The sequence below is a fragment of the Glycomyces rhizosphaerae genome, assembly GCF_042647865.1.
GTDB classification, from domain to species: Bacteria; Actinomycetota; Actinomycetes; order Mycobacteriales; family Micromonosporaceae; genus Glycomyces; species Glycomyces rhizosphaerae.
In genome coordinates this window covers 553758-577094 of the sequence record NZ_JBHRWO010000021.1, presented here as the reverse complement: position 1 = coordinate 577094, position 23337 = coordinate 553758, and the positions used below count along the sequence as shown (strand labels likewise).

The 23337-nt window shown below is 68.6% G+C and carries 18 protein-coding genes and 4 tRNA genes; 13 read left to right on the top strand and 9 right to left on the bottom strand.

What is annotated here, in order from left to right; translation table 11 throughout:
* Nucleotides 1-45 precede the first annotated feature (45 nt).
* From ACFO8M_RS23005 to ACFO8M_RS22995, 3 genes are all read left to right on the top strand, one after another.
* Nucleotides 46-285, top strand: coding sequence for a hypothetical protein (locus ACFO8M_RS23005; protein ID WP_387979943.1), 240 nt, complete (start codon nt 46-48; stop codon nt 283-285).
* Nucleotides 286-459: 174 nt separating this feature from the next.
* Nucleotides 460-1947: an MFS transporter gene (locus ACFO8M_RS23000; RefSeq protein ID WP_387979941.1), complete on the top strand. Its 1488-nt coding sequence runs from the start codon at nt 460-462 to the stop codon at nt 1945-1947.
* 106 nt (nt 1948-2053) lie between these two features.
* A complete protein-coding gene (locus ACFO8M_RS22995) occupies nt 2054-2698 on the top strand; it encodes a TetR/AcrR family transcriptional regulator (RefSeq protein WP_387979939.1) in 645 nt (214 codons plus the stop codon).
* A 38-nt stretch (nt 2699-2736) separates the two neighbouring features.
* Here ACFO8M_RS22995 and ACFO8M_RS22990 read toward each other — a convergent pair.
* The 3 genes from ACFO8M_RS22990 to ACFO8M_RS22980 form a co-directional block, all read right to left on the bottom strand.
* Nucleotides 2737-2809, bottom strand: a tRNA-Gly gene (locus ACFO8M_RS22990).
* A gap of 116 nt (nt 2810-2925) precedes the next feature.
* A complete protein-coding gene (locus tag ACFO8M_RS22985) occupies nt 2926-3588 on the bottom strand; it encodes a GNAT family N-acetyltransferase (protein WP_387979938.1) in 663 nt (220 codons plus the stop codon).
* Nucleotides 3585-4247 (bottom strand): GNAT family N-acetyltransferase, encoded by a 663-nt coding sequence (locus tag ACFO8M_RS22980; protein WP_387979937.1) that lies wholly within the window; start codon nt 4245-4247, stop codon nt 3585-3587. The genes ACFO8M_RS22985 and ACFO8M_RS22980 overlap by 4 nt, the downstream gene beginning before the upstream one ends.
* 117 nt (nt 4248-4364) lie before the next feature.
* Here ACFO8M_RS22980 and ACFO8M_RS22975 point away from each other — a divergent pair, with 117 nt between their 5' ends.
* The 4 genes from ACFO8M_RS22975 to ACFO8M_RS22960 all read left to right on the top strand — a co-directional run bounded on the left by ACFO8M_RS22975 (nt 4365) and on the right by ACFO8M_RS22960 (nt 8010).
* Nucleotides 4365-4760: an ArsR/SmtB family transcription factor gene (locus ACFO8M_RS22975; protein ID WP_387979936.1), complete on the top strand. Its 396-nt coding sequence runs from the start codon at nt 4365-4367 to the stop codon at nt 4758-4760.
* Entirely contained in the window at nt 4709-4954 is a 246-nt protein-coding gene (locus tag ACFO8M_RS22970) for a hypothetical protein (protein ID WP_387979935.1), read from the top strand. Before ACFO8M_RS22975 ends, ACFO8M_RS22970 begins: the two co-directional genes overlap by 52 nt.
* An 82-nt stretch (nt 4955-5036) precedes the next feature.
* Entirely contained in the window at nt 5037-7424 is a 2388-nt protein-coding gene (locus ACFO8M_RS22965) for a phosphoketolase family protein (protein ID WP_387979934.1), read from the top strand.
* Between the two features lie 103 nt (nt 7425-7527).
* Nucleotides 7528-8010, top strand: coding sequence for a DUF4188 domain-containing protein (locus ACFO8M_RS22960; protein ID WP_387979932.1), 483 nt, complete (start codon nt 7528-7530; stop codon nt 8008-8010).
* Nucleotides 8011-8015: 5 nt separating this feature from the next.
* Here ACFO8M_RS22960 and ACFO8M_RS22955 read toward each other — a convergent pair whose 3' ends face one another.
* A complete protein-coding gene (locus ACFO8M_RS22955; RefSeq protein WP_387979930.1) occupies nt 8016-8990 on the bottom strand; it encodes a phosphotransferase family protein in 975 nt (324 codons plus the stop codon).
* A 466-nt stretch (nt 8991-9456) separates the two neighbouring features.
* On the opposite strand from ACFO8M_RS22955, the gene ACFO8M_RS22950 reads away from it, so the two are divergent.
* The gene (locus ACFO8M_RS22950; protein WP_387979928.1) at nt 9457-9930 is read left to right on the top strand and encodes an Hsp20/alpha crystallin family protein; all 474 of its coding nucleotides are present in this window, start codon (nt 9457-9459) and stop codon (nt 9928-9930) included.
* 721 nt (nt 9931-10651) lie between these two features.
* On the opposite strand, the gene ACFO8M_RS22945 is transcribed toward ACFO8M_RS22950, so the two are convergent.
* From ACFO8M_RS22945 to ACFO8M_RS22935, 3 genes are all read right to left on the bottom strand, one after another.
* Nucleotides 10652-10725 (bottom strand) — tRNA-Cys (locus tag ACFO8M_RS22945).
* A 49-nt stretch (nt 10726-10774) separates the two neighbouring features.
* A tRNA-Val gene (locus tag ACFO8M_RS22940) sits at nt 10775-10846 on the bottom strand.
* Nucleotides 10847-10870: 24 nt separating this feature from the next.
* Nucleotides 10871-10943, bottom strand: a tRNA-Gly gene (locus ACFO8M_RS22935).
* Between the two features lie 133 nt (nt 10944-11076).
* Between ACFO8M_RS22935 and ACFO8M_RS22930 the strand changes: the two genes are divergently transcribed.
* Genes ACFO8M_RS22930 through ACFO8M_RS22920 form a run of 3 tightly spaced genes read left to right on the top strand, consistent with a single transcriptional unit; the run spans nt 11077 to nt 15280 of the window.
* Entirely contained in the window at nt 11077-13419 is a 2343-nt protein-coding gene (locus ACFO8M_RS22930) for a Tex family protein (RefSeq protein ID WP_387979927.1), read from the top strand.
* 53 nt (nt 13420-13472) lie between these two features.
* The gene (locus ACFO8M_RS22925) at nt 13473-14612 is read left to right on the top strand and encodes a sensor histidine kinase (protein WP_387979926.1); all 1140 of its coding nucleotides are present in this window, start codon (nt 13473-13475) and stop codon (nt 14610-14612) included.
* Entirely contained in the window at nt 14609-15280 is a 672-nt protein-coding gene (locus tag ACFO8M_RS22920; RefSeq protein WP_387979925.1) for a response regulator, read from the top strand. Before ACFO8M_RS22925 ends, ACFO8M_RS22920 begins: the two co-directional genes overlap by 4 nt.
* A gap of 117 nt (nt 15281-15397) precedes the next feature.
* Here ACFO8M_RS22920 and ACFO8M_RS22915 read toward each other — a convergent pair whose 3' ends face one another.
* Nucleotides 15398-16417 carry an ice-binding family protein gene (locus ACFO8M_RS22915; RefSeq protein WP_387979924.1) on the bottom strand — a complete coding sequence of 340 codons (1020 nt, stop codon included), beginning with the start codon at nt 16415-16417 and terminating at the stop codon, nt 15398-15400.
* 423 nt (nt 16418-16840) lie between these two features.
* On the opposite strand from ACFO8M_RS22915, the gene ACFO8M_RS22910 reads away from it, so the two are divergent.
* Nucleotides 16841-18970 carry an MMPL family transporter gene (locus ACFO8M_RS22910; RefSeq protein ID WP_387979923.1) on the top strand — a complete coding sequence of 710 codons (2130 nt, stop codon included), beginning with the start codon at nt 16841-16843 and terminating at the stop codon, nt 18968-18970.
* A gap of 47 nt (nt 18971-19017) precedes the next feature.
* On the opposite strand, the gene ACFO8M_RS22905 is transcribed toward ACFO8M_RS22910, so the two are convergent.
* The gene (locus tag ACFO8M_RS22905) at nt 19018-19686 is read right to left on the bottom strand and encodes a hypothetical protein (protein ID WP_387979921.1); all 669 of its coding nucleotides are present in this window, start codon (nt 19684-19686) and stop codon (nt 19018-19020) included.
* Between the two features lie 155 nt (nt 19687-19841).
* Here ACFO8M_RS22905 and ACFO8M_RS22900 point away from each other — a divergent pair, with 155 nt between their 5' ends.
* Entirely contained in the window at nt 19842-23321 is a 3480-nt protein-coding gene (locus ACFO8M_RS22900) for a tetratricopeptide repeat protein (RefSeq protein WP_387979919.1), read from the top strand.
* Nucleotides 23322-23337 lie beyond the last annotated feature (16 nt).

Below are 23337 nucleotides of genomic sequence, written 5' to 3'. Positions count from 1 at the left end.
CCGGCCGATCGGGTTGACCTGCCAGGCCCCGGCCTGAATGATTGAGTGAGCGACCGGTACAAAGATCGAGGCACGGTCGCATCGGACGGGATTGGGATCAAGTTGGACGAAGGCATCAGCTCCGCACCGGGCGTGGTGGTCGGTGTGCTGCTCATCATCGCGGCGGTCATGTGGTTCTCCCCCGGCGCCCGGCACAAGTTCCGCAAGGCCACGCTGTGGCTGGTGATCGTGGCGGTCGCGATGATCATCATCTTCGGCTACCTCAACGCTGGCCAACAGACCTGATTTGCGGGCTTGCGCTCGTATCGCTCCACGCCCGGTCGGCCATCGACCGGGCGTTTTCGCTGCTCACGGACTCCTGGGGAAATTCTGCGAACATCTATTGGAACAGATCATTCCGGTCTGCTATAGTGGAATCAAGCGTTCCGTTCCATCAAATTCGGATCAACCGGAGGACCAGTGACCTTCACCGTCGAAACCCCGACCACCGACGCCGCACCCGCGCGCATCGCCACCGAAACCGCTTCGGCCCCAGTCGAAGCCGCGCCGTTCCCCCGGCGCTGGCTCGGGCTCTTCGCGATCCTCGCGGCGACCCTCCTCAACCTGCTCGACGCCTCGATCGTCAACGTCGCCGCCCCGGCGATCCGCACCGAACTCGGCGGCACCGCCTCGACCATCCAGTGGCTCGCCGCCGGATACACGCTCGCCCTCGCGGTCGGCCTCCTCACCGGTGGGCGCCTCGGCGACATGTACGGCCGCAAGCGGGTCCTGCAGATCGGCCTGGTCGGCTTCCTGATCGCCTCGCTCGCCTGCGGCGCCGCCGGCTCGATCGAGCTCCTGCTCGCCGCCCGCTTCGTCCAGGGTGCGTTCGCGGCAGTGATGGTGCCGCAGTGCTTCGGCCTCATCCGCGACATGTTCGGCCGCGACATGGGCAAGGCCTACGCGCTCTTCGGCCCCATGATCGGCTTCGCCTCCATCGCCGGGCCGATCGTAGCCGGCCTGCTCGTCGACGCCGACCTGTTCGGCACCGGCTGGCGCTCGATCTTCCTGCTCAACCTGCCCCTCGGCATCGCCGCACTCGCCCTGGGCGCCAAGGTCCTCCCGGCCGCGGCCCCGGTCGCCAAGGGCCTCAAGCTCGACCTCGGCGGTGCGGTCCTCGCCGCCGTCGGCATGAGCCTGCTGCTCGTCCCGCTCGTCGAAGGCCGCGAACTCGGCTGGCCCGTCTGGTCGATCGCCATGCTCGTCGCCGCCGTCCCGGTCCTGGCGCTGTTCGCCCGCGGCCAGGTGCGCCGTGCCCGCTCCGGCCGGACCGCGCTGATCGAGATGAGCGTCTTCAAGAAGCGCTCGTACACCTCCGGCATCGGGTTCGTCGTCGTCTTCTTCGGCTCGGTCACCGGGTTCTCGCTCGCGGTCGGCCTGTTCCTCCAGCTCGGCCTCGGCTTCGGCCCGCTCCAGGCGAGCCTGGCGATGGCCGCTTGGGCGGTCGGCGCGTTCATCGGTTCCGGCGCCAGCGCGGGCTTCGCCCCGAAGCTCGGACGCAAGGTCCTGCACCTCGGCCTCATCGTGATGATCGCCGGCCTGGTCGTGCTGTGGTTCCAGTTCGGCGCGGCCTCGGCCCCCGGCACCTGGGCCCTGGCTCCGGCGCTGCTGGTCTACGGGATCGGGATGGGCATGATCTTCGTGCCGCTGTTCGGGATCATCACCGGCGACCTGGAGGACCACGAGGTCGGCTCGGCCTCGGGGCTGCTGGAGTCCTTCCAGCAGGGCGCGGCGGCACTCGGTGTGGCCGGTCTCGGCACGGTCTTCTTCAGCCAGTTCGCGATCGGCGGCGGTGCGGCCGAGTCGATGGGCGCGGCGCAGTGGGTCACCGGCTTGACGGCGGTGCTCTCGGTGGTCGCGTTCCTGGTGGCCTTCGGGCTGCCGAAGCAGGCGAAGGCCGAGCACTAGACACCCCGGTCCCTCGACCGGTCGGCCCTTCGGGTCCGGCCGGTCAAGGGTGCTTTCGCAGGAAGCACAGCAGAAGGAACCGTTCTGTTCCGGATAGGATGGCGTCATGACCGACAAGCCGCTCAGCGGGCGCAAGGCCCAGGCCGCCCGCAACGACAAGCTCATCCTCGAGGCCGCCAGAGAGGTGTTCGTGGCCGATCCCGGCGCGCCGATCGCCGAGGTCGCCAAGCGCGCCGAGGTGGGCATCAGCGCGCTGTACCGTCGCTACCCCAGCAAGGAGGACCTGCTGCGGAAGCTCTGCTTCGACGGGCTGAACCGGTACCTCGACCTGGCGCGGGAGGCACTCGATGCGGACGGCGACCTCTGGGAGGCGTTCTGCGCCTTCATGAAAGGCGTGGTCATCGCGGACACGCCGTCGATCACGGTCCGGCTGGCGGGCACCTTCACGCCGAGCCCGGAGATGTTCACGGCCGCGATCGAGGGCGATGCGCTCAATCAGGCGATGCTGGAGCGCTTCAAGTCGGGCGGGGTGCTGCGCGAGGACGTCGCGAACGGGGACCTGCAGATGATCACCGAATCGCTCGCGTCGATCGAGATCGGCGACGCTGAGCGGACGACGGAGGTGCGGCTGCGAGCACTGGAGCTGTACCTGGAGGCGCTGCGGGCCCCCGGTGCGGGGCCGCTGCCGGGCGAGCCCGTGTCCGATGAGGAAATGGGCGCCCGCTGGATCCCGAAGAGCGCCAAGGAATGAAGAAAGGCCCGGCATCACTGCCGGGCCTTTCTCATCTGAGCGGACGACCGGGATCGAACCGGCGACCTACACCTTGGCAAGGTGTCGCGCTACCAACTGCGCTACGTCCGCATTCCGCAGGATTGCCCCTGCGAACGATGATTACTCTAGCGCATCGTCGATCGGGCTTCGATAGGGCCTTAGCGCCCTGTGGGGCGCGGCTCACGCCGGAGCCGCGCCCACCGCGTTCACTTCCCGGCGTCCCCCAGGCCGAGCATCGCCAGGACGTCGTCGTCCAAGCCCTCGATGGCCACCTCGTGCTTGCGGTTCGCCTCCCAGTCCTCGCGGGAGAGCCGCCAGCGGTTGTCGACGCGGCGCTGGTCCCCCAGGACATGGTGCTCGATGCCGTCGGCCTTGTAGCCGAGCTTGCGCGAGACGCCCTCCGAAGGGCCGTTGCCCTCGAACGAGGCGCTGGTCGCGTAGTCGGCGCCGAGCCCGTTGAAGACGAAGTCGAGCACGGCGGCGCGCATCTCGGTGCCGAGGCCTTTGCCGTGGTGGGCGAAGCCGAGCCACGAGCCGGTGGTGGCCTCTCGGGTCACCTTGAGGTCCTTCGCGCCGACTTCCTGCATGCCGATGACCTGGTCGTCGAGAACCACGACGAGCGGCAGCATCCACTTCTCAGGAGTCATGCCCGCGATGACGCCCATCTGCCACCGCAGTGTCCGGCGGCCGCGCTCGACCGGCTCGCATTCGGTCCACGGCGTCGCGAACGGCATGAAGTCCGGGCCGTGAACGCCGGCGGCGGCCTGATCGGCGAGCGCGACGAGGTCGTCGAGGTCAGGCAGGCGCAGTTCGAGCCGGTCGGTGCGCAGGCGCAGCCGGTAGACCGGCAGGTAGTCGGTGAGCGTCATGAGGTTTCCTTCAATAGGCCGAGCATGTCCATCACGTCGTCGTCGAGGCCTTCGATCGCGACCTCGTGTTTGCGATTCGAATCCCAGTCCACGCCGGAGAGGCGCCAGCGCTGTTCGATTCGGCGCACTCCTTGAACCACTGGGTGTTTGATCCCGTCCTCGCGGTAGCCGAGGCTGCGCGAGACCCCGGCGGAGGCGGCGTTGCCGTCGTACGAACCGCTGGTCGCGTAGTCGGCGCCGAGCCCCGCGAAGGCGAGATGGAGGACCGCGGCGCGCATCTCCTTGCCGAGCCCTTGGCCTTGGTGGGCGCGGCCGATCCACGAGCCGGTGCTGACCTCGCGCGTCACCGCGAACTGGTGGCCCTTGATGTCCTGCACACCGATCGGCCGGCCTTCGCGGAAGACGTAGAACGGGAGCGTCCAGGCCTGCTCGTCCCAGCGGCCGATGGCGCGGTGGTACCAGAGCGCGACGCCGCGAGCGACGGATTTGGGGCTGCCCGCGGTCCACGGGATGCCGAACGGCATGAAGCCGGGGTCATGCACGCCCGCTACCGCGACATCAGCCAGGGCGGCGATCTCGTCGAAGTTCGCGGGCAGGCGAAGTTCGAGGCGTTCGGTCCGGAGGCGGAGACGGTAGATCGGGAGATAGTCGGCGAGCATGGGTCTGATTTTTCCCGGTGGGGAGCGGTGGGGCAATCGGATTACCAACGGCCCCCTGGCTTGCAGTCTTCGCTGACATGTGTCAGACTTTTCTGACATACGACAAGGATGGTTTTCATGGAGCCCGAGGAGTTGACCGGCGCGGCCCTGCTCGCGGCCTGCTCGGCCCTGGCGAACCCGCACCGGCTGCGCATCCTCGGTGCGCTCGCGGACGGTAGGCAGTACGTGAGCCTCCTGGCCCGCCAGCTCGGGATGAGCCGCCCGCTCCTCCACATGCACCTGCAGAAACTCCAGGCCGCGGGCCTGGTGGCGGGTTCGCTGGAGCTCTCGGAGGACGGCAAGGCCGTCAAGTACTTCGAGGCGGTCCCGTTCGCCCTGGAGATCACGCCGCAGATCGTCAAGTCGGCGCTGCCGACCCTGCCCGAACCACCCGACACCGATCCGGAAAAGGAAACCTCGTTATGTCCACTGCCAATGCCGGGATGCTGTTCGTCTTCGGATTCGCGTTCCTGATCGCCGCCATCGTGGTCGCGGCGATGCTCGTCTGGGCCACGACCAAGAAGGCGCAGGCATCGGCCGCCCGCGAAGCGAACTACCGCGAGCTCGCCGAGAAGACCGGCACGGACTCCGCGGAGATCAAGGCCTCGCTCATCGAATTGAAGGGCCGGCTGGTGGCGATCGAGCGGATGCTCAAAGAGGTCGACTGACAACGCGAATGCGAGGTGGCGGCATGCGAGGAATTCGCGTGAATCGCGGTTAAGGCGCGCGCTATACGGCACCCTCGGACGCATGGACACGACGCAATCCAGCCACCTTGCCGCCGAGCCGCTCTCAGAGGAAGACCTCGCCCGCCTCGACGCCTACTGGCGAGCCGCGAACTACCTCGCCATCGGCCAGATCTACCTGCTCGACAACCCCCTCCTGCGCGAACCGCTGCGCCCCGAGCACATCAAGCCGCGCCTGCTCGGCCACTGGGGCACCAGCCCGGGCCTGAGCCTGATCTACGCGCACCTCAACCGCTGCATCACCGCCCGCGACCTCGACATGATCTACGTGACCGGCCCCGGCCACGGCGGTCCCGCGATCGTGGCGAACACCTGGCTTGAGGGCACCTACCCGGAGCTGTACCCCTCGGTGAACCACTCAGAGGAGGGCATGAAGCAGCTGTTCCGCCAGTTCTCCTTCCCCGGCGGCATCCCCTCGCACGTGGCCGCCGAGGTGCCCGGCTCGATCCACGAGGGCGGCGAACTCGGATACGCGCTCTCGCATGCCTACGGGGCCGCGTTCGACAACCCGGACCTCACGGTCGCCTGCGTCATCGGCGACGGCGAGGCCGAGACCGGCCCGATGGCCGGCTCGTGGTTCTCCAATGTGTTCCTCAACCCCGTCTCCGACGGCACGGTCTTGCCGATCCTGCACCTCAACGGGTACAAGATCGCCAACCCGACGATCTTCGCGCGCATCTCCGACGAGGACCGCATGGCGTTCTTCCGCGGCGTCGGCTACGAACCGTTCATGGTCGAAGGCGACGATCCGGCGAGCGTCCACCAGCAGATGGCCGCCACCTTCGACGCGTGCTTCGACCGGATCGCCGAGATCCGCGCCGACGCGCGCCGCCGAGCGAACGGCAAACCGGTGCGCCCGCGCTGGCCCATGGTCATCCTGCGGACCCCGAAGGGCTGGACCGGACCCGCCGAAGTGGACGGCGTGCCCGTCGAGGGCACTTGGCGGGCCCACCAGGTACCGCTGGCGGAGGTGCGGACCAATCCCGATCACCTGGCGATGCTCGAGGAGTGGATGCGCTCGTACCGGCCCGAGGAGTTGTTCGACGCCACCGGCAAGCCCACGGCCGAGCTTCTCGGTCTCCATCCTGAAGGCCCGCAGCGCATGAGCGCCAACCCGCACGCCAACGGCGGGCTCCTCCTGCGCGACCTCGTGCTGCCCGACTACCGCGGCTACGGCGTCGAGATCGAGGGCCACGGCCGCACCGCCGGCGAGGCCACCAAGGTTCTCGGCACCTGGCTGCGGGACGTGATCGCCGCGAACCCGGACCGGTTCCGACTCTTCGGGCCCGACGAGGTCGCCTCCAACCGGCTCGGCGCGGCCTTCGAGACCACCGACCGGCAATGGAACGCCGAGATCCTGTCGACGGACGAGCACCAGGCCCCGCAAGGTCGGGTCATGGAGGCACTCTCGGAGCACCTCTGCGAGGGTTGGCTGGAGGGCTACCTGCTCACCGGTCGGCACGGCCTGTTCACCAGCTACGAGGCGTTCATCCACATCGTCGACTCGATGTTCAACCAGCACGCGAAATGGCTCGACTCCTCGAGCGAGATCCCTTGGCGCCAGCCGATCGCCTCGCTCAACTACCTCCTGTCGAGCCACGTGTGGCGCCAGGACCACAACGGCTTCTCGCACCAGGACCCGGGATTCATCGACCACGTGATGAACAAGAAGGCCCACATCGTGCGCGTCTACCTGCCTCCGGACGCCAACACCCTGCTGTCCACCATGGACCACTGCCTGCGCTCGCGGCAGTACGTGAACGTCGTGGTCGCCGGCAAGCAGCCCTCGCTCCAGTACACGAGCATGGAGGAGGCCGTGCGGCATTGCGAACGGGGCCTTGGGATCTGGGAGTGGGCCTCGACCGACGACGGCCAGTCGCCCGACGTCGTGCTCGCCTGCGCCGGGGACGCGCCCACACTGGAGGTCCTTGCCGCCGCGGACCTGCTGCGCCAGGCCCTGCCCCGGCTCAAGGTGCGCGTCGTCAACGTTGTGGACCTCATGCGGCTCCAGCCCGACGCCGAGCACCCGCACGGCCTCAGCGACCGCCAGTTCGACACGATCTTCACCGCCGACAAGCCCGTGCTGTTCGCCTACCACGGTTACCCGATGCTCATCCACCGGCTCACGTACCGGCGCACCAACCACGACAACATCCACGTGCGCGGGTACAAGGAGGAGGGCACCACGACCACGCCGTTCGACATGGTCATGCTCAACGACCTCGACCGGTACCGCCTGGTCATGGACGTCATCGACCGGGTGCCCGGCCTCGGCCAGAACGCGGCGGGCCTGCGCCAGCAGATGGTCGACGCGCGCCACGCCGCGCGCGAGCACACCCGTACCCACGGCGAGGACATCCCTGCAGTCGCCGAATGGCAGTGGCCGCACTAGCGGTGCGGCGCAGCCGTTTCCGACTAGCGGCTTGACATTAAGTGAACACGCTTCGTTAGTCTCTAAGGGGAGGCATGCTCGCAACCCCTTGGGAGGACTGCACGTGGCGAAGGTCAGGCCCGGTCGCGTCGTGGTCGACTACGACGAGGAACTCGTGGTCTTCACGGTCGGCATGAGGATCAACAGGTTCTGGAAGTTCGGCAAGTGGCTCCCGGTGTTCGCTTCGATGCCGAAGATGCTCCGCGAACTCGAAGCCGACCCCGAACTGGGCCTGCTCGACTCGCGGACCATGTTCAGCGGCAGGGTGATCACGGTCGTCCAGTACTGGCGCAGCGAGGAGCACCTGGAGCGCTACGCGCACTCCCAGGCGCACGCGCACCGCGGCTTCTGGAAGTGGTTCAACCGCAACGTGAAGAGCAACGGCGAGGTCGGCCTCTGGCACGAACTCTACAAGGTCCCGGCCGGGGCGTACGACACCTCGTACATCAACATGCCGCCGTACGGACTCGCCCGCGCCACCAAGGAGAAGGACGCGAAGCGGACCGACCCGGACGACCACGACCACGAGGCCGGGTCCGTCCACTAGGTCCGTCAGCCCTCCAGGAGTGCGAGGTTCTTGACGAGGCTCTCGGTCGACCACTCGAGCTGGTGGGCGGTCTGCTCCTCGTCGAACCCGCGCACATCGCACTCGGCGACGAGGATGAGCATCAGGTAGATCCGGTAGAGCGCGAGCCGCCGCTCCTCCCCCGCGGTCATCTGCCGGCCCAGGAAGCCGTCCACGGCCGCCGCCGTCTCCTCGTCAGAACCGAACGAGAGGGAGACGATCTCGGCGATCGGGTCCCCGTAGAGAGCCCGCTCGCCGTCGATGAACGCCTCTACGCGCCAACCGGACTCGCCGCGTTCGACGAACACGTTGCCGTCCCACAGATCGAAGTGGACGAGCGCGGGCCGGGTGACCTCGTCGAGCAGGTCGCGCTCGGCGGTGATCAGCGCGGCGATCTCCTCGGCGGGGCGCGGCAGCGGCGAACCGTTCTCGGCGATGTCGGCGAGGACGTCGTCGATCATCGCGAGGAACGACTCCGACCAGGTGTCGGCGACGGTGCGGCCGCTCTTGCGCGGGTAGCCGAACCGCTCCCCGGTGACCGTGGCGAAGCGGGCGCTCAAGACCCCGATCTCGCGTCGAACGGCCAGCAGATCCGCATGCGACATGTCGGGCCGCGCGTTCGGCAGGGTGACCCCCTTGAGGCGGTCGATGATCATCACGCCGCCCTCGGGGTCGCCGTAGTGCAGCTTCGGCATCGGCACGCCCGCTGCGAGCCCCCGCTCGAAGCACTCGATCTCGGTGGCCATGAGGTCGACCTCGTACCGCAGCAGTTTGAGGCCCTTCTCCGGGGCGACCTTGACCACCACATGGCGCCCGTCGGCGAGTTCGAGGGCGTGCGCGGCGTTGAAGAAGCCGTCTTTGAACTCCTGATGGCCGACGAACTCGACCGGTCCGGGAAGGTGCTGCACGACGATGGCCTCGACGTCGGCGCGGTCGAGCTTGGGGCGGATGGCGATCTCCATCGCGTCATTCTGCGGTCTCGGCAGCGGTTCCGCAACGGGGTTACCGTGCCGCTCTTGCCTGGTGGGACCGGCGTGCACAGCGCGGAAGACCGAGCCCGAACGGACACCGGAGGCTTTCATGGACACACCGCGACTGCGCGGACTGCGGCCGGGCGACCTCGGCTGGATCGCCGGTGCGTCGACTTCGCCCGCGAGACCGGGTACCGCTCGATGGCCCTGTGGACCATGGGCATCCCGGGCGCGGCCGGCGGCTGTACGAGGAGGAGGGCTTCGGGCCGGCGAGCGAGCAGCCGGTGCGGATGTCCGGCAAGGACGATCCTGGTGAACCAGGTCTGGGACCTGCGATTGCGCTCCGAAGCGGCGTGATCCGGGCCACGGCTGAAATATTCAGATCCGGGCGGGCGTCGTATAGGTCGTTAGCACTCTCCACCACCGAGTGCTAATCCTGAGGAAGGAGACAGCCACCATGATCGTTCGCTACCAGCACCCTTACGCGGCCTTCCGGCAGCTCGACCGCGAGTTCGAGCGCCTGGCCCGGGCCGGTTTCGGCCAGCGCTCAGTCCAGTACACGCTTCGCTCCGACGTCTACACCGAAGGCGAGGACCTCGTGGTCACCGCCGCGGTCCCGGGCGTGAGCCCCGAGGACGTCACGGTCGAGCTCGAAGGCCGCCGTCTTTCGATCACCGCCGAGCGCCGTCAACGCGAAGCGGCCGAGGGCGACCGCTACCTCGTGCGGGGTCTCGCCGGCGGCACGTTCCGCCGCGAGTTCACGCTTCGGGAGGGCATCGCCGCCGAGCAGCTCAGCGCGGAGGTCGTCGACGGGATCTTGACGGTCCGCATCGCCAATGCGATCAAGCCGGCCCCGCAGGCGCAGCGCATCCCGATCAAGGGCGTCGAGCCCGCGATCGAGGGCGAGGCGGCCGAGGCCGAAGCCGAGTAGGCAGTACGAGAGCAAAAGGGCCGGACTCATGTCCGGCCCTTTTCGCGCGATACGATCGCCGGACGACACACGTGGTCTGGCAGAGCCGCGACGGCCGTTCGCTGCATGCCGAATGCCCGCCGGAGCTGGCCGAAGGCGCCGTCTCGACCTGGCTGGAATCCGGCCGCCCGGACCGGGGAACGTGGCGGCTTCGCGGTGCGGGAACCGAAGGGCCGCTGCGGGTTCACGACCTCGGTTGAAGAGCGCTGAGTGCCGCTTTCGGAGAAGCGGGAGAGGCGAAGGGCCGCGGAGCGATCCGGGTCGACGCGGGCGTCCGGTGCGGTCGCCCGCCCGTCGGCTGATCGGTCATTCGTCCTCGCCCGCAACGTCACGGCGCGGCAGCGCCAGCACCATCGTCAGTCCCCCGCAGGGGTGGCCTCCGCCGTCAGCGTGCCGCCCATCGCCTCGCCGTCAGCGCCAGATAGGCGAGATCGGGCATCGGATCCTTCTCTTCTCGGTTTGGGGGCGCGGCCCGTGCCGCGTGGCCGACCGGGGTGAGGTCGGCAGAACCGAGTGAACGCCCGCTTGCGGCGAATGCCTACAGGGCTTTACGACGCCCATACGTCGCCGACGCGGACCTTGGCACGGCGTTGACGCCGCGGATGCGAGTACCGAAGGAATGGGAATGCGGTGGATACGGAGAAAGCCCGGTCGCCCGGGCTTCGATCCGTACAGATATGAATGGAGGTGGGTACGGGATTCGAACCCGTGTGCACGGCTTTGCAGGCCGTTACCTAACCACTCGGACAACCCACCATGATGTGAAAAAAGCCCAGGCCTTGCGAACCTGGGCCTTTCACTTCGGTGGACGATACTGGGATTGAACCAGTGACCTCTCCCGTGTCAGGGGAGTGCTCTCCCGCTGAGCTAATCGTCCGGGATAGCGCTCTTTCGAGCTCCGAGCGGACGACCGGGATCGAACCGGCGACCTACACCTTGGCAAGGTGTCGCGCTACCAACTGCGCTACGTCCGCATGTCTTCCAGGGCTTTTTCCGTTCCCCGGCGACGGGATAGAACTTTACCCAATGCTCGCCGGAGCGTCCACCGGGGGGTCGGGCCTTGCGGCTTCGACCCATGTTGTCGCAGCCCTCTGGCAGAATCCTCCCGTGGCTCAAGCTATCGATCAACGCATCGCCGAAGAACTCTCGGTCGGCTCCCATCAAGTCCGCTCGGCCGTCGCGCTCCTCGACGACGGCTCCACCGTCCCGTTCATCGCCCGGTACCGAAAAGAGGCCACCGGGGGCCTCTCCGACGAGCAGCTGCGCGCGCTCGAGGAGCGCCTCGGTTACCTGCGCGAGTTGGAGTCCCGCCGCAAAGCGGTGCTCGAATCGATCGCCGAGCAGGGCAAACTCACCGATTCGCTCGCCGCGCAGATCGACGCCGCCGACACGAAGGCGCGGCTCGAAGACCTTTACGCGCCGTTCAAGGTCAAGCGCCGCACCAAGGCCCAGATCGCCCGCGAGGCCGGGCTGGAGCCGCTCGCTGATCTCCTGATGAGTGATCCCTCACAGGACCCCGAAACCGCCGCCGCCGCGTTCCTCAACCCGGAGGCGGAGGTCACCGACGCGGCCCAGGCCCTGGCCGGGGCCCGCGCGATCCTCACCGAGCGGTTCAGCGAGGACGCCGACCTCATCGGCGACCTGCGCGAACGCATGTGGAAGCGGGGCCGGCTCGTCTCGAAGGTCCGCACCGGGGCCGAGGAGAAGGGCGCGAAGTTCTCCGACTACTTCGATTTCGCCGAGACGTTCACCACGCTCCCGTCGCACCGGGTGCTCGCGCTCATGCGCGGCGAGAAGGAGGAGGCGCTCTCGCTCGCTCTGGAACCGGGCGAGTCGGAGGAGGACGGGGCCGACTTCGAGGGCATGATCGCCGCGAAGTTCGGGATCCGGAACGACGGGCGGCCCGCGGACGCGTGGCTCGCGAAGACCGTCTCGTGGGCCTGGCGCACCCGCATCCTCGTCAAACTCGGCGTCGACCTGCGGATGCGGCTGTGGCAGCTCGCCGAGGACGAGGCCGTGAAGGTCTTCGCCGCGAACCTCAAGGACCTGCTGCTGGCGGCCCCGGCCGGGCCGAAGACCGTCATGGGGCTCGACCCGGGCTTCCGCACCGGCGTGAAGGTGGCCGTGGTCGACGCCACGGGCAAGGTCCTCGACGCCACCGCGATCTACCCGCACCAGCCGCAGAACCAGTGGGACGCTTCGCTGGCGACCCTCGGCGCGCTCGTCAAGAAGCACGGCGTGCAGCTCATCGCCATCGGCAACGGCACGGCCTCGCGCGAGACCGACCGCCTCGCGGCCGACCTCATCAAGGCCTTCGCGGGCACCGCCGAGCTGGCGAAGATCGTCGTCTCCGAGGCCGGGGCCTCGATCTACTCGGCTTCGGCGTACGCCACCAAGGAGCTCCCGGGCATGGACGTGTCCCTGCGCGGGGCCGTCTCGATCGCCCGCCGGCTGCAGGACCCGCTCGCGGAGCTGGTGAAGATCGAGCCGAAGCACATCGGCGTCGGCCAGTACCAGCACGACCTGACTGAGTCCAAACTCACCAGATCCCTTGAGGCCGTTGTCGAGGACGCGGTGAACGCCGTCGGCGTGGACCTGAACACCGCCTCGGTGCCGCTCCTGTCGCAGGTGTCGGGGCTCTCCGAGGGCGTGGCCGTGAACATCGTGGCGCACCGCGACGAGCACGGCCGCTTCGCCGACCGCAAGGCACTGCTGAAGGTGCCCCGCTTGGGCCCCAAGGCCTTCGAGCAGGCCGCCGGGTTCCTCCGGGTCGCCGACGGGGCGAACCCGCTCGACGCCTCGGCCGTGCACCCCGAGGCCTACCCGGTGGTCGAACGCATCCTGGCGGCCACCGGGGCGCCGATCGGCGCGCTCGTGGGCGACGCGAAGACCCTGCGCAAGCTCAAGCCCGGCGACTTCGCCGACGACCGCTTCGGCGTGCCCACGGTCTCGGACATCCTCGCCGAACTCGAGAAGCCCGGCCGCGACCCGCGCCCGGAGTTCAAGGCCGCCACGTTCAAAGAGGGCGTGGAGAAGGTCTCGGACCTCCAGCCCGGGATGCTCCTCGAAGGGGCCGTGACGAACGTCGCGGCCTTCGGGGCGTTCGTCGACATCGGCGTCCACCAGGACGGCCTGGTCCACATCTCGGCGCTCGCGAACCGCTTCGTCGAGGACCCGCGCGAGATCGTCAAGCCCGGCGACGTCGTCAAGGTCAAGGTCATCTCCGTCGACCTCCAGCGGCAGCGGATCGCTCTGACGATGCGGCTGGAGGACGAGCCCGAGAAGGGCGGCGGTCAGCAGGGCCAGCGCCGCGGCCAAGGCCAGGGCGGCGGAGGCAACAAGGGCGGCAAGGGGAACGGGCGGCAGCAGCCGCGCCAGCAGGGCGGTCGTCAGGCCGCCCCGGAGAGCGCGATGGCCGAGGCGCTGCGCCGCGCGGGCCTCACGAAATAACGTCAGAGGAGCGCCCGGCTCCGCGACGGGCGCTCCTCATTAGGCTGGGATGCGTGCTGAACCGCTTCGCCGTGCAACGGGTCGACCTCGTCGTCGGGTTCGTCAACGCCGTGATCGTCGTGGGTTGGACGCTCGTCGCGTGGTCGCTGAAGATGCGCGACACCGAAGGGCTCAACGAGCCGCTGGCCTGGCTGATGATGGCGATCACCGTGGTCGTGCTGTTCTGGCGCAGCTCGTACCCGCTCACGGTCACGCTCGTCACGCTGGCCTGCACGCTCGTGTACTACCCGGGGTCGTCCACGGACGGGCCGATGCTCCTGGCGTTCGTCATCGCGCTGTACACGCTCGCGGCACTGGGCCACATCTGCGCTGCGGGCATCATCGCGGGCCTGACCTTCGTGGTCATCGTGGTCTCGGAGGTCATCGCGGGTTTCACGCACATGACCGCGAGCGAGACGTTCATGCTCGGCGGGTGGGTCATCGCGGTCCCGGCGATCGGGGCGGTGGTGGCGAACTTCCGGCGCTACCGGGCCGAAACCACTGTGGCCCTTGCCGAGACGCAGAAGCGGAGCGTGGCCGAGGAGCGGCTGCGGATCGCGCGGGAGCTGCACGACGCGGTCGGCCATCACCTGTCGCTCATCAACGTGCAGACGGCGGCGGCGCTCCGCAAGCTCAAGCGGGACCCGAAGTTCCGGACCGAGGAGACCCTGCAGGTCATCGCGGACACGAGCCAGTCGTCGCTGCGGGAGCTGCGGGCGATGGTCGGGGTACTGCGCGAGCCCGGGGAGGCTTCGCCGACGGGGCCGGGGCCGAGCCTGGAGCAGCTGCCGGCGCTCGTGGACGCGGCACGGGCCTCGGGGCTCGACGTGGATCTGCGGGTGGACGGCAGCGCGGTGCTGCCGGTGGCGGTCGACGCGTCGGCGTACCGGGTGGTGCAGGAGTCGCTGACGAACGTGCTGCGGCATGCGAAGGCGAAGCGGGTGCAGATCAAAGTGGTCACCGGGACTTCGACGCTGGCGGTCGCGGTCCTCGACGACGGCCTGGCGGATGCCAAGGGCGCCAAGGCGGCTGGAAACGGACTGACAGGGATGCGCGAGCGGGCCGAGAGCCTCGGCGGTACGTTCAACGCGGGGCCGCGCGACGACGGCGGCTTCTCGGTCGAGGCCACGTGGCCGCTGGAGGTTGACAAGTGATCCGGGTGATGCTGGTGGACGATCAGCGGCTGGTGCGGGCGGGGTTCGCCTCGATCCTCGGCGACGAGGAGGACATCGAGCTGGTCGCAGAGGCGGGCGACGGGGCCGAGGCCCTGGAGTTGGCGCGGCGGCACCGTCCCGACGTGGCGCTCATGGACATCCGCATGCCCAATATGGACGGCTTGGAGGCGACCGAGCGGATCGGCCGGGACTCCAAGCTCGACGGCGTCAAAGTGGTGATCCTGACGACCTTCGACGAGGACGACTACGTGTACCGGGCCCTGCGGGCCGGGGCGAGCGGGTTCCTCGTGAAGGACACCGACCCGGACGAGCTGATCCACGCGATCCGGGTGGTCGCGGCGGGCGAGGCGCTGATCTCGCCGAAGGTGACGCGGCGGCTCATCGGCGAGTTCGCCGGGCGCATCGCCCGGCCGGAGCCGAGCTCGAAGCTCAACGCGCTCACCGAGCGCGAGACCGAGGTCCTCAAGCTGGTGGCCACCGGCATGAGCAACGACGAGATCGCCGGAACCCTGTTCCTGGCTCCCGCGACCGCGAAGACGCACGTCAGCCGCATCATGTCGAAGCTCTCGGCGCGCGACCGGGCCCAGCTGGTCGTCACGGCCTACGAGTCGGGCCTGGTGCGCCCGACCTGGACCGACGGCGAGTGACCCGACTCCGAGAGTAGGGCTCCCGGAGCACCTGTCATCCGGGGGAAGGCGGAGATGCCGGGAGCCGGTGCGCTCAGGCGCAGCCGGTCCGTGCGCAGTCGGACCGGCCGGCGTTGATCAATCCTGTCGTGCGCGGCGCCGTGCGAAGATCGCGAGCAGTCCACCCGCTGCGATAAGCGCGAGTCCCGCGGCCACGACGGTCGTCAAGACTCCGTTGCCGGTGGTGGGCAGTCCTTCTCCGTACCCGGAACCGCCGGCCGAATCATTCGAGCCCAAGCCCGAGCCAGAGCCCGAGCCTGAGCCCGAGCCCGCGCTGTCGTTGTCAGAGTCGGAGGACGACGTCGCCCCGCCGGAGCCACCGGAACCGCCACCGGGACCGTCCGTCCCGCCAGGGCCACCAGGGCCGTCGGTCGGGTTGTCCGTCGGACCGTCCGTCGGCGGGGACGTCGGCGCGCAAGCCGGCGCGGTGATGGTATTGGTGTCGAGCGTCACCGCAGCGGTCTGCGCCAATGCGCGGCCCTCGAGCGTCGCACCGGTGTTCATGGTGATCGACGCCGAGGCCATGATGTTCCCGATGAAGTCGGTCCCGGTCCCGAGCGTCGCCGAACTGCCGACCTGCCAGTAGACATTGCACGGCGAGGCGCCGTTGACGAAGATGACGCTGCTGTCCGACGCGGTGATGAGTGTCGAATCGATCTGGAAGATGAAGACGCCCTCGGGATCTTCCTCGAGGTCGAGCGTCAGTTGACCGGTGAGCTGCGCCGCGGAGATCCGGTAGACCCCGGCCGTCAAGGTCTCGCCGCCCAGTTCCGCGGCCAGATTGGTGAACGGGGTGCGTCCGGCCGCGTCGTTGTAAGCGGTCGTGAGGTCGAGCTTCGCCTGGTCGGCGACGCCGTCTGCCAGATGCGTCTCACCGCCGACGGTGCCGGGCGGGAAGCCTACGGCCGCGCTGCCGGGGCTGACGCCGAGGCTCTGCTCCAGCGTGGTGTCCCCTGTGTTGGTGACGGTCGAGCCCGCCAGAACCGAGAAATCGGCGGCCGTCCCCAATCCGACCGGCGCTTCCTGGGCCTGGGCGCCGCCTGGGTACGACAAGGTCAAGGCGGCGGCGATTCCCACGGTCGCGGGTATGGCGACCACTGGTGTGAGCGTTCGCCACCGAAGTCTCCGCAGGCCTGCCTTCATTTGGTTCCCCCGTTTCCGCCGTCCGGCAAGGAGTTCCATGTCGGAACGACGATCGTCTCGAGCGATGCTCCAAAGAGCACGCAATGACCACTCAATCACGCATTCAGCTGATATGACGCAGTCTTGTGATTTCGGCGTGCTTCCGTCAGACCGGGGCCGAACGAATCCGAGGCGACCGTACGGACGGCACGACGCCGATGACGGCGCGGCCTGGCGTGATTGCGGAGCAAGGCGAAAGACCAGGCCATCAGCGCCTCGCACTAGCGCGTATGCGACCGGGGATGTACGTCCGGCGGCAGCCCTGATCTCCGAGGCGTAGGGCAATGAACGCTGCTGAGACGATGCGGAGAGGCGGCCTCGACCACGACAGTTGTCGGCATGGAACCACACACACCCTCGAAGCCCTCGGCGATGGCGCGCCTGTCCGGTTGGACGCAGCGCCGCCCGCTGATCGCACTCCTCCTCTGGGCCTTGATCTTCGCCGCCGCCATCGGTGCGTCGAGCGCGGTCGGCTCCGCCTTCGAAGACGACAACGCGATGCCCGGCACCGAGTCGCAGGAGCTCTCCGACCTCCTCGACGAGCGCGCCCCCGATGCGAACGAGACCACCGTCCAGATCGTGTTCGGAGCCGACGATGTGGCCGCCGAGCAGGACCGCGTCGCGGACTTCCTCGCCGACCTGGCCGACGAGCCCGGCGTGACCGCCGTGAACGACCCGTTCGCCGAGTACGGCGCTCTCAGTGAAGACGGCACGGTCGGCTACGCCACCGCGACCTGGGACGGCACCACCGCTGAGGCGGCGGAACTGATCCCGATGGCCCAGGAGGCCTCCGGCGACGGCGTGACGTTCGCGCTCGGCGGCGACCCGATCCGCGAGGCCGGCGAGGGCGGCGGCGGTGCGGCCGAGGGCATCGGCATGCTCGCGGCCCTGGTCATTCTCGTGTTCATGTTCGGGTCGTTCCTGGCCGCGAGCCTGCCGCTCATCACGGCGGTGTTCGCCGTGGGCACGGCGTTCTGCCTGTCGATGCTGGTGTCCCATGTGGTCACGCTGCCGACGTTCCTGGCGCCCATCATGTTCCTCATCGGCTTCGGCGTCGGTGTGGACTACGCGCTGCTGATCTTCGCCCGCTTCCGCTCCGAGCTCCAGAACGGCGCGAGCCGCAAGGCCGCCGCCACGACGGCGCTCGACACGGCCGGACGCTCGGTCCTGTTCGCCGGCTCCGTGGTCATCGTCGCGCTCATGGGCCTGTTCGCGCTCGGCCTGGGCTCGCTCCAGGCGGTCGCGATCGCGGTGGCGCTCACGGTCCTGGTGACGATGCTCGCGTCGGTGACGCTGCTGCCCGCGCTGCTGGCGCTGTTCGGCAAGCGGATCGAGAAGTCCGTGCGCAAGAAGGCCGCGAAGGCGAAGCGGGCGCCGGGCGCCCGCTGGATCGGCTGGTCGCGGTTCGTGGAGAAGCGGGCGTGGCTCGCGATCATCGTGGTCACGGCCGGTCTCGCGGTCCTCGCGACGCCGCTGCTCGACCTGCGCCTGGGCTTCGCCGACGCCGGGACCGACGCGGAGGGCACGACCAGCCGCGAGGCGTACGACCTGCTCTCCGACGGGTTCGGCGAGGGCTTCAACGGCCCGCTCATGGTCGTCACCGACGGCACCGAGGCCGAGGCCGCAGCCGCCTACGAAGCAATGTCTGATATGGACACGGTCGAGATGGCCTCGCCGCCGTTCGCGATCGGCGACGACCTGTGGATGTCCACGGTGGTCGGCACGGCGGGCCCGGCCGACCAGGCCACGGTCGGTCTCGTCCACGAACTGCGGGACGAGGTCCTGAACGACGTCGAGGGCACGCAGCTGGTCGGCGGCTCGACCGCCGCCGCGATCGACTTCAGCGACATCATGATCGAGAAGGCCCCGCTGTTCCTCCTGTTCGTGGTCGGCCTGTCCCTCCTGCTGCTCATGGTCGTCTTCCGCTCGGTCCTGATCCCGATCAAGGCCGCGATCCTCAACCTGCTGACGATCGGCGCGAGCCTCGGCGTGGTCGCGTGGATCTTCCAGGAGGGCATGTTCGGCATCCCGGCCGGACCGGTCGAGGCGTTCGTCCCGGTGATGTCCTTCGCGATCATCTTCGGCCTGTCAATGGACTACGAGGTGTTCCTGGTGTCCCGGATGCGCGAGGAATGGCAGCGCACCGGCGACGCCCGCGACGCGGTCCGCCGGGGCCTGGCCTCGACGGGCGGCGTGGTGACCGCCGCGGCGGCGATCATGATGGCGGTGTTCGGCTCGTTCGTCCTCGACGACGCCCGCCTCCTCCAGCAGTTCGGCATCGGCATGGCGGTCGCGATCTTCATCGACGCCTTCGTGATCCGCTGCCTCCTCGTCCCGGCCGTCATGAAGGTCATGGGACGCGGCGCCTGGTGGATCCCGAAGTGGCTCGACAAGGCCCTCCCCCACGTCACCGTGGAACCCGAGACCGCACCGCGGCCGGCCGAACGCGAACTCGCGCCAACCCGCTAGAACCGCAAAGGAAACCCGAGGCCCCGGCACTGCGCCGGGGCCTCACCCTATTGACCGGCTGCGGACCGGAACTCGGCCAGTTCAGCCGGGGACGACAACCGCACCACCGCGCCGATCTCGGCCATGTACCGGCGCCGTTCGGCGGGGAAGCCCGCGAGGACCGCCGCGGGGTTCTCGAGGAGTTCGGCGTAGATCTGCTTGCCCTGAGCGAAGAACAGGTCGACGAGTTTGAGAGCGCCGTCCAGCGCGGCCATCACGTTCGCGGGGTTGCGGTCGAGGCCGCCCCAGTACGGGATCGCCTCGGCTACTTCGGCGTTCAGCCGCTCGGCCTCGTTCCGGACGGCCGCGACCGGGTCCTCCGGGTCGGCCTGATCCCAGCGCCTCCAGACCGCGGCGGCCTGGTCGTACTCGGTCGAGGTCAGGAACTCCATGACCGTGAGCCGACCGCCGCCCTCCAGCGCCGAGTCCAACTCGACGCGCGGCAGCAGCGGATTGCCCGGGCGCGCCCGGCACAGCCGCACGAAGACTTCGTAGGCCGGCTCGAACGGGCTGACCCGCGCGGCCAACTCGCCGTCGGGCGAACGCCACACGGTGGCCCAGTCCCCGACCCCGCAGACGTTCCACCCGTCGGCCAGCAGCCAACCGGCGGCCTCCCGATGGTTCAACTCCGCCAAAGCGGCCGGATCGGACAAGAACCCGCGCAGCACATCACTCACGCCCGCAGCCTACGCAAGCGCGGAGCGCCGGCGAAGCGATTTTCGGCCCGACGCCCCGCGGAGATCGGGCTCCTTCCGGTCCGCGCCAAGGGTGGTGCCGCAATAGACTGACCGGCAGCAGTTCAGCTTCCCTCTCACCGCCAGGAGTGGACGACTTGACCGGCGACATCCCGAGCCTGCAAGACGTGCTTCGGCAGCGCCAGCCGCACGACTTCGTCGGCAGAGGCGCCCGATTGGCCGAATTCGGTGCCAACCTCGCCCTGCCCCTCGCCGACCCCGACCGGCGATTCATCGTGAACCTCCACGGTGTCGCGGGTGTCGGCAAGACCTTCCTCGCCCAGCAGTACCGGCGGCTGGCCGAATCGAAGGGCGCCGTCTGCGCCTACGTCGACGAGGACTGCTTCGACATCGTGGAGACGATGGCCGCGGTCGCGGCGGACTTCGACCTCCAACAAGTGCGGATGCCCGGGTTCGAGACACAGTTGGCGACCTATCGCCAGCGCCGCCACGAGCTCGAGAGCGACCCGAAAGCGCCCATCGGCGACCTCGTCACCTCGACGACGGTGCGGATGAGCATGTCGATGATGAAGACGGTTCCCGTGGCGGGGATGGCCGCCGAGGTGATGGACCCGGACGCGGTCGCCAACCAGCTGAACCGGCTCCGCCACTACCTGGGACAGCGATTCAGCAAGAGGGCCGACATCGACCTGCTGCTGAAGCCGGTCGAGGTCCTGTCGAAGGCGTTCGTCGCCGGGCTCAACGACTTGGCCGAGGAGCGGCCGGTGGTGCTGTTCTTCGACACGTTCGAGCGCACGGCCCCGTTCCTCGAGACCTGGCTGCTGGACCTGTTCGGAGGCAGGTTCGGGAACTTGACCGCGAACCTGGTGACCACGATCGGCGGACAGCATCCGCTGTCGAGCAGCGGGTGGATGCCGCTCCGCAGCCTCATCGCCACGCACCCGCTCGAGCCGTTCACCGAGGAGGAGGCCCGAGACTTCCTGGCTCGGCGCGGGGTGTCCGAGGCCAACGTGGTGAAGGTGATCCTCGGGCTGTCGGGGCGGATTCCGATGTGGATGGCGACGCTGGCCGAGAAGAACCCGCAGGATCCCGGCAGTGTGCTCGACCCCAGTGAAGGGGCGGTGCAGCGGTTCTTGAAGTGGGAGCCCGATCTGGAGCGGCAGAACATCGCGAAGACGGGCGCACTGCCGAGAAGGTTCAATCGCGACATCCTCGCCGCGGCCGTCGGCAGCGAGGCGGATGTCGAAACGCTGTTCGGATGGCTTTGCCTGCTGCCGTTCGTCTCGCGAAGCTCGGAGCACTGGCGGTACCACGACGCGGTCCGCGATCCGATGGTGCGGCTCTCCCGCACGACCTCGCCGCAGCAATGGCGTGAAACGAACCAGCGGCTCGCCGATTTCTTCACCGCGGAACGGGCCGCACTCGGATTGTCCGAGGAGGACGGCTGGGCCGACGCGGGCTGGCAGAACCTGCTGATCGAGGAGCACTACCACCGCTTGTGCGCGGCACCGAACAAAGCGCTCGCCGCGGCGCTCGAGCTCGCGGCGAGCTCGACGGTGGAAGGCATCTCGTTGGCCCGACGGTGGACGGCGATGCTGACATCAGCGGGCGCTGCCGCGGATTCCGAGCAAGTGCAGGGCTGGGGTCGACGACTGACGGAACTGCTCCAGGGCGAAGAGGCCGACATCATCGCCTTGCTGACCGAACTCATCGAGCGTGCCAAGCTCAGGCCCGAGGGCAAAGCGATCGCCCTCTCGATCCGCGGTGAGGCGAGAAGAAAGCAAGAGCAGTTCGCTCTCGCGTTGACCGACTTCGACCAGGCCGTCAACGTCCTCCCCGATCGGCCCCGACTTCATCGGCGGCGCGGCGCCATCATGCGTGGTCTGGGACGTTTCAGTGAGGCGCTGACCGACTTCGACCGGTCGATCGCGCTCGATCCCGACGACGGGCAGTCGCACGCCGAACGCGGCGAGACCTACCGGCTGATGGGCCGTGACGAGGAGGCCATCGCCGACCTCGACCGAGCCGTCGCACTCGACCCCGGAAACGATTGGGCCATCGCCTCGCGTGCGGCCGTCTACGAGAAGTCGGGACGCTTCGAGGAAGCCCTTGCCGATTTCAACCGCGTCATCGAACTCGACCCCGACTACGCCTGGGCCATCGCGAAGCGGGGCGTCACCTTTCAGTCCCTGGGACGCTTCGAGGAAGCCCTTGCCGATTTCAACCGCGCCATCGAACTCGACCCCGATGACGCCTGGAACCTCACCGCGCGCGCCGCTGCCTACCGATCCGTGAACCGCGACGAGGAGGCCTTGGCCGATCTCGGCCGCGCCATCGAACTCGGTTCGGAGAACGGGTGGACCTCTGCCGAGCGCGGGGCCTACTACCAATCCCTGCACCGCTATGAGGAGGCGCTGACCGACTTCAACCGCGCCATCGAGATCAAACCCGACTACTCCTGGGCCATCACCCAGCGCGGCCGGGTCTACGAAGCCGTGGATCGCTATGAGGATGCTCTGGCGGATTACAGCCGCGCTATCGAACTCGACCCCAAGAGCCGACTACCGATCGCCCTCCGCGGCTCCATGAATCGGGAATTGGAACGCCACGAGGACGCCCTGTCCGACTTCGACCGGGCACTTGCGATCGACTCCGACATCGATTGGGTCCTCGCCGAGCGCGGTGCCACTCACCGCGCCCTCGGGCAATACGAGGCGGCGTTCACGGACTTCGACCGCGCCATCGAACTCGACCCCGAATACCAGTGGGCCATCGCCCAGCGCGGCGGCACGTATCAGCAGTTGAAACGCTACGAGGAGGCGCTCGCCGACTTCGACCGCGCCGTCGAACTCGACCCCGCAGACGACGTGGTCATCGCCATGCGCGGCAGCGTCTACCGGAGCTTGGGCCGCTACGAGGAGGCGCTCGCCGACTTCGACCGCGCCGTCGAACTCGACCCCGAATACCAGTGGGCCATCGCCATGCGCGGCAGCGTCTACCGGTACCTGATCCGCTACGAGGAGGCGCTCACCGACCTCGACCGCGCCATCGAACTCGACCCCGGTGCGGATTGGGTCCTTGCCGAACGCGGATACGCCCATCAAGCCCTGAACCACTATGAGGAGGCGCTCCTCGACCTCGACCGCGCCATCGAACTCGACCCCGATTATGAGTGGGCCATCTCCGTTCGCGGGTACGTTCAGCTCCGCAACGGCCGGTACGCCGAGGCTCTGGCCGATCTCGACCGCGCCGCCGAGCTCGATCCATCGAGCAGCTGGACCCGGTTCTTGAAAGCGTGCGTGCTGCGCCTCCAAGGCGACGAGCAGCAGCACCGCCGGGAGATTCTCGCCGCGATCGAACTGGTACTGGCCGAGGCGCAGGCCGAACCGGACGACGCGGTCCACAAGTTCAACCTCATCGTCTGCCGGATCGCTCAGGGACAGGCCGCGGCGTCGAGGGAGATCCTCGGCGACCTGATGAGTGCCGCCCCGGCCGACCTGGCGATCATCGAGTTCCTCGAGGACCTCGAACTCCTCTGCTCGTTGCCCGGAATCGACCTTGTACTGGTCGCCGAACTCGAAGCGCGCGCCCGGACCGGGCTCGGGCGGTCTCGATGAACGCCAGCTTCCGCGG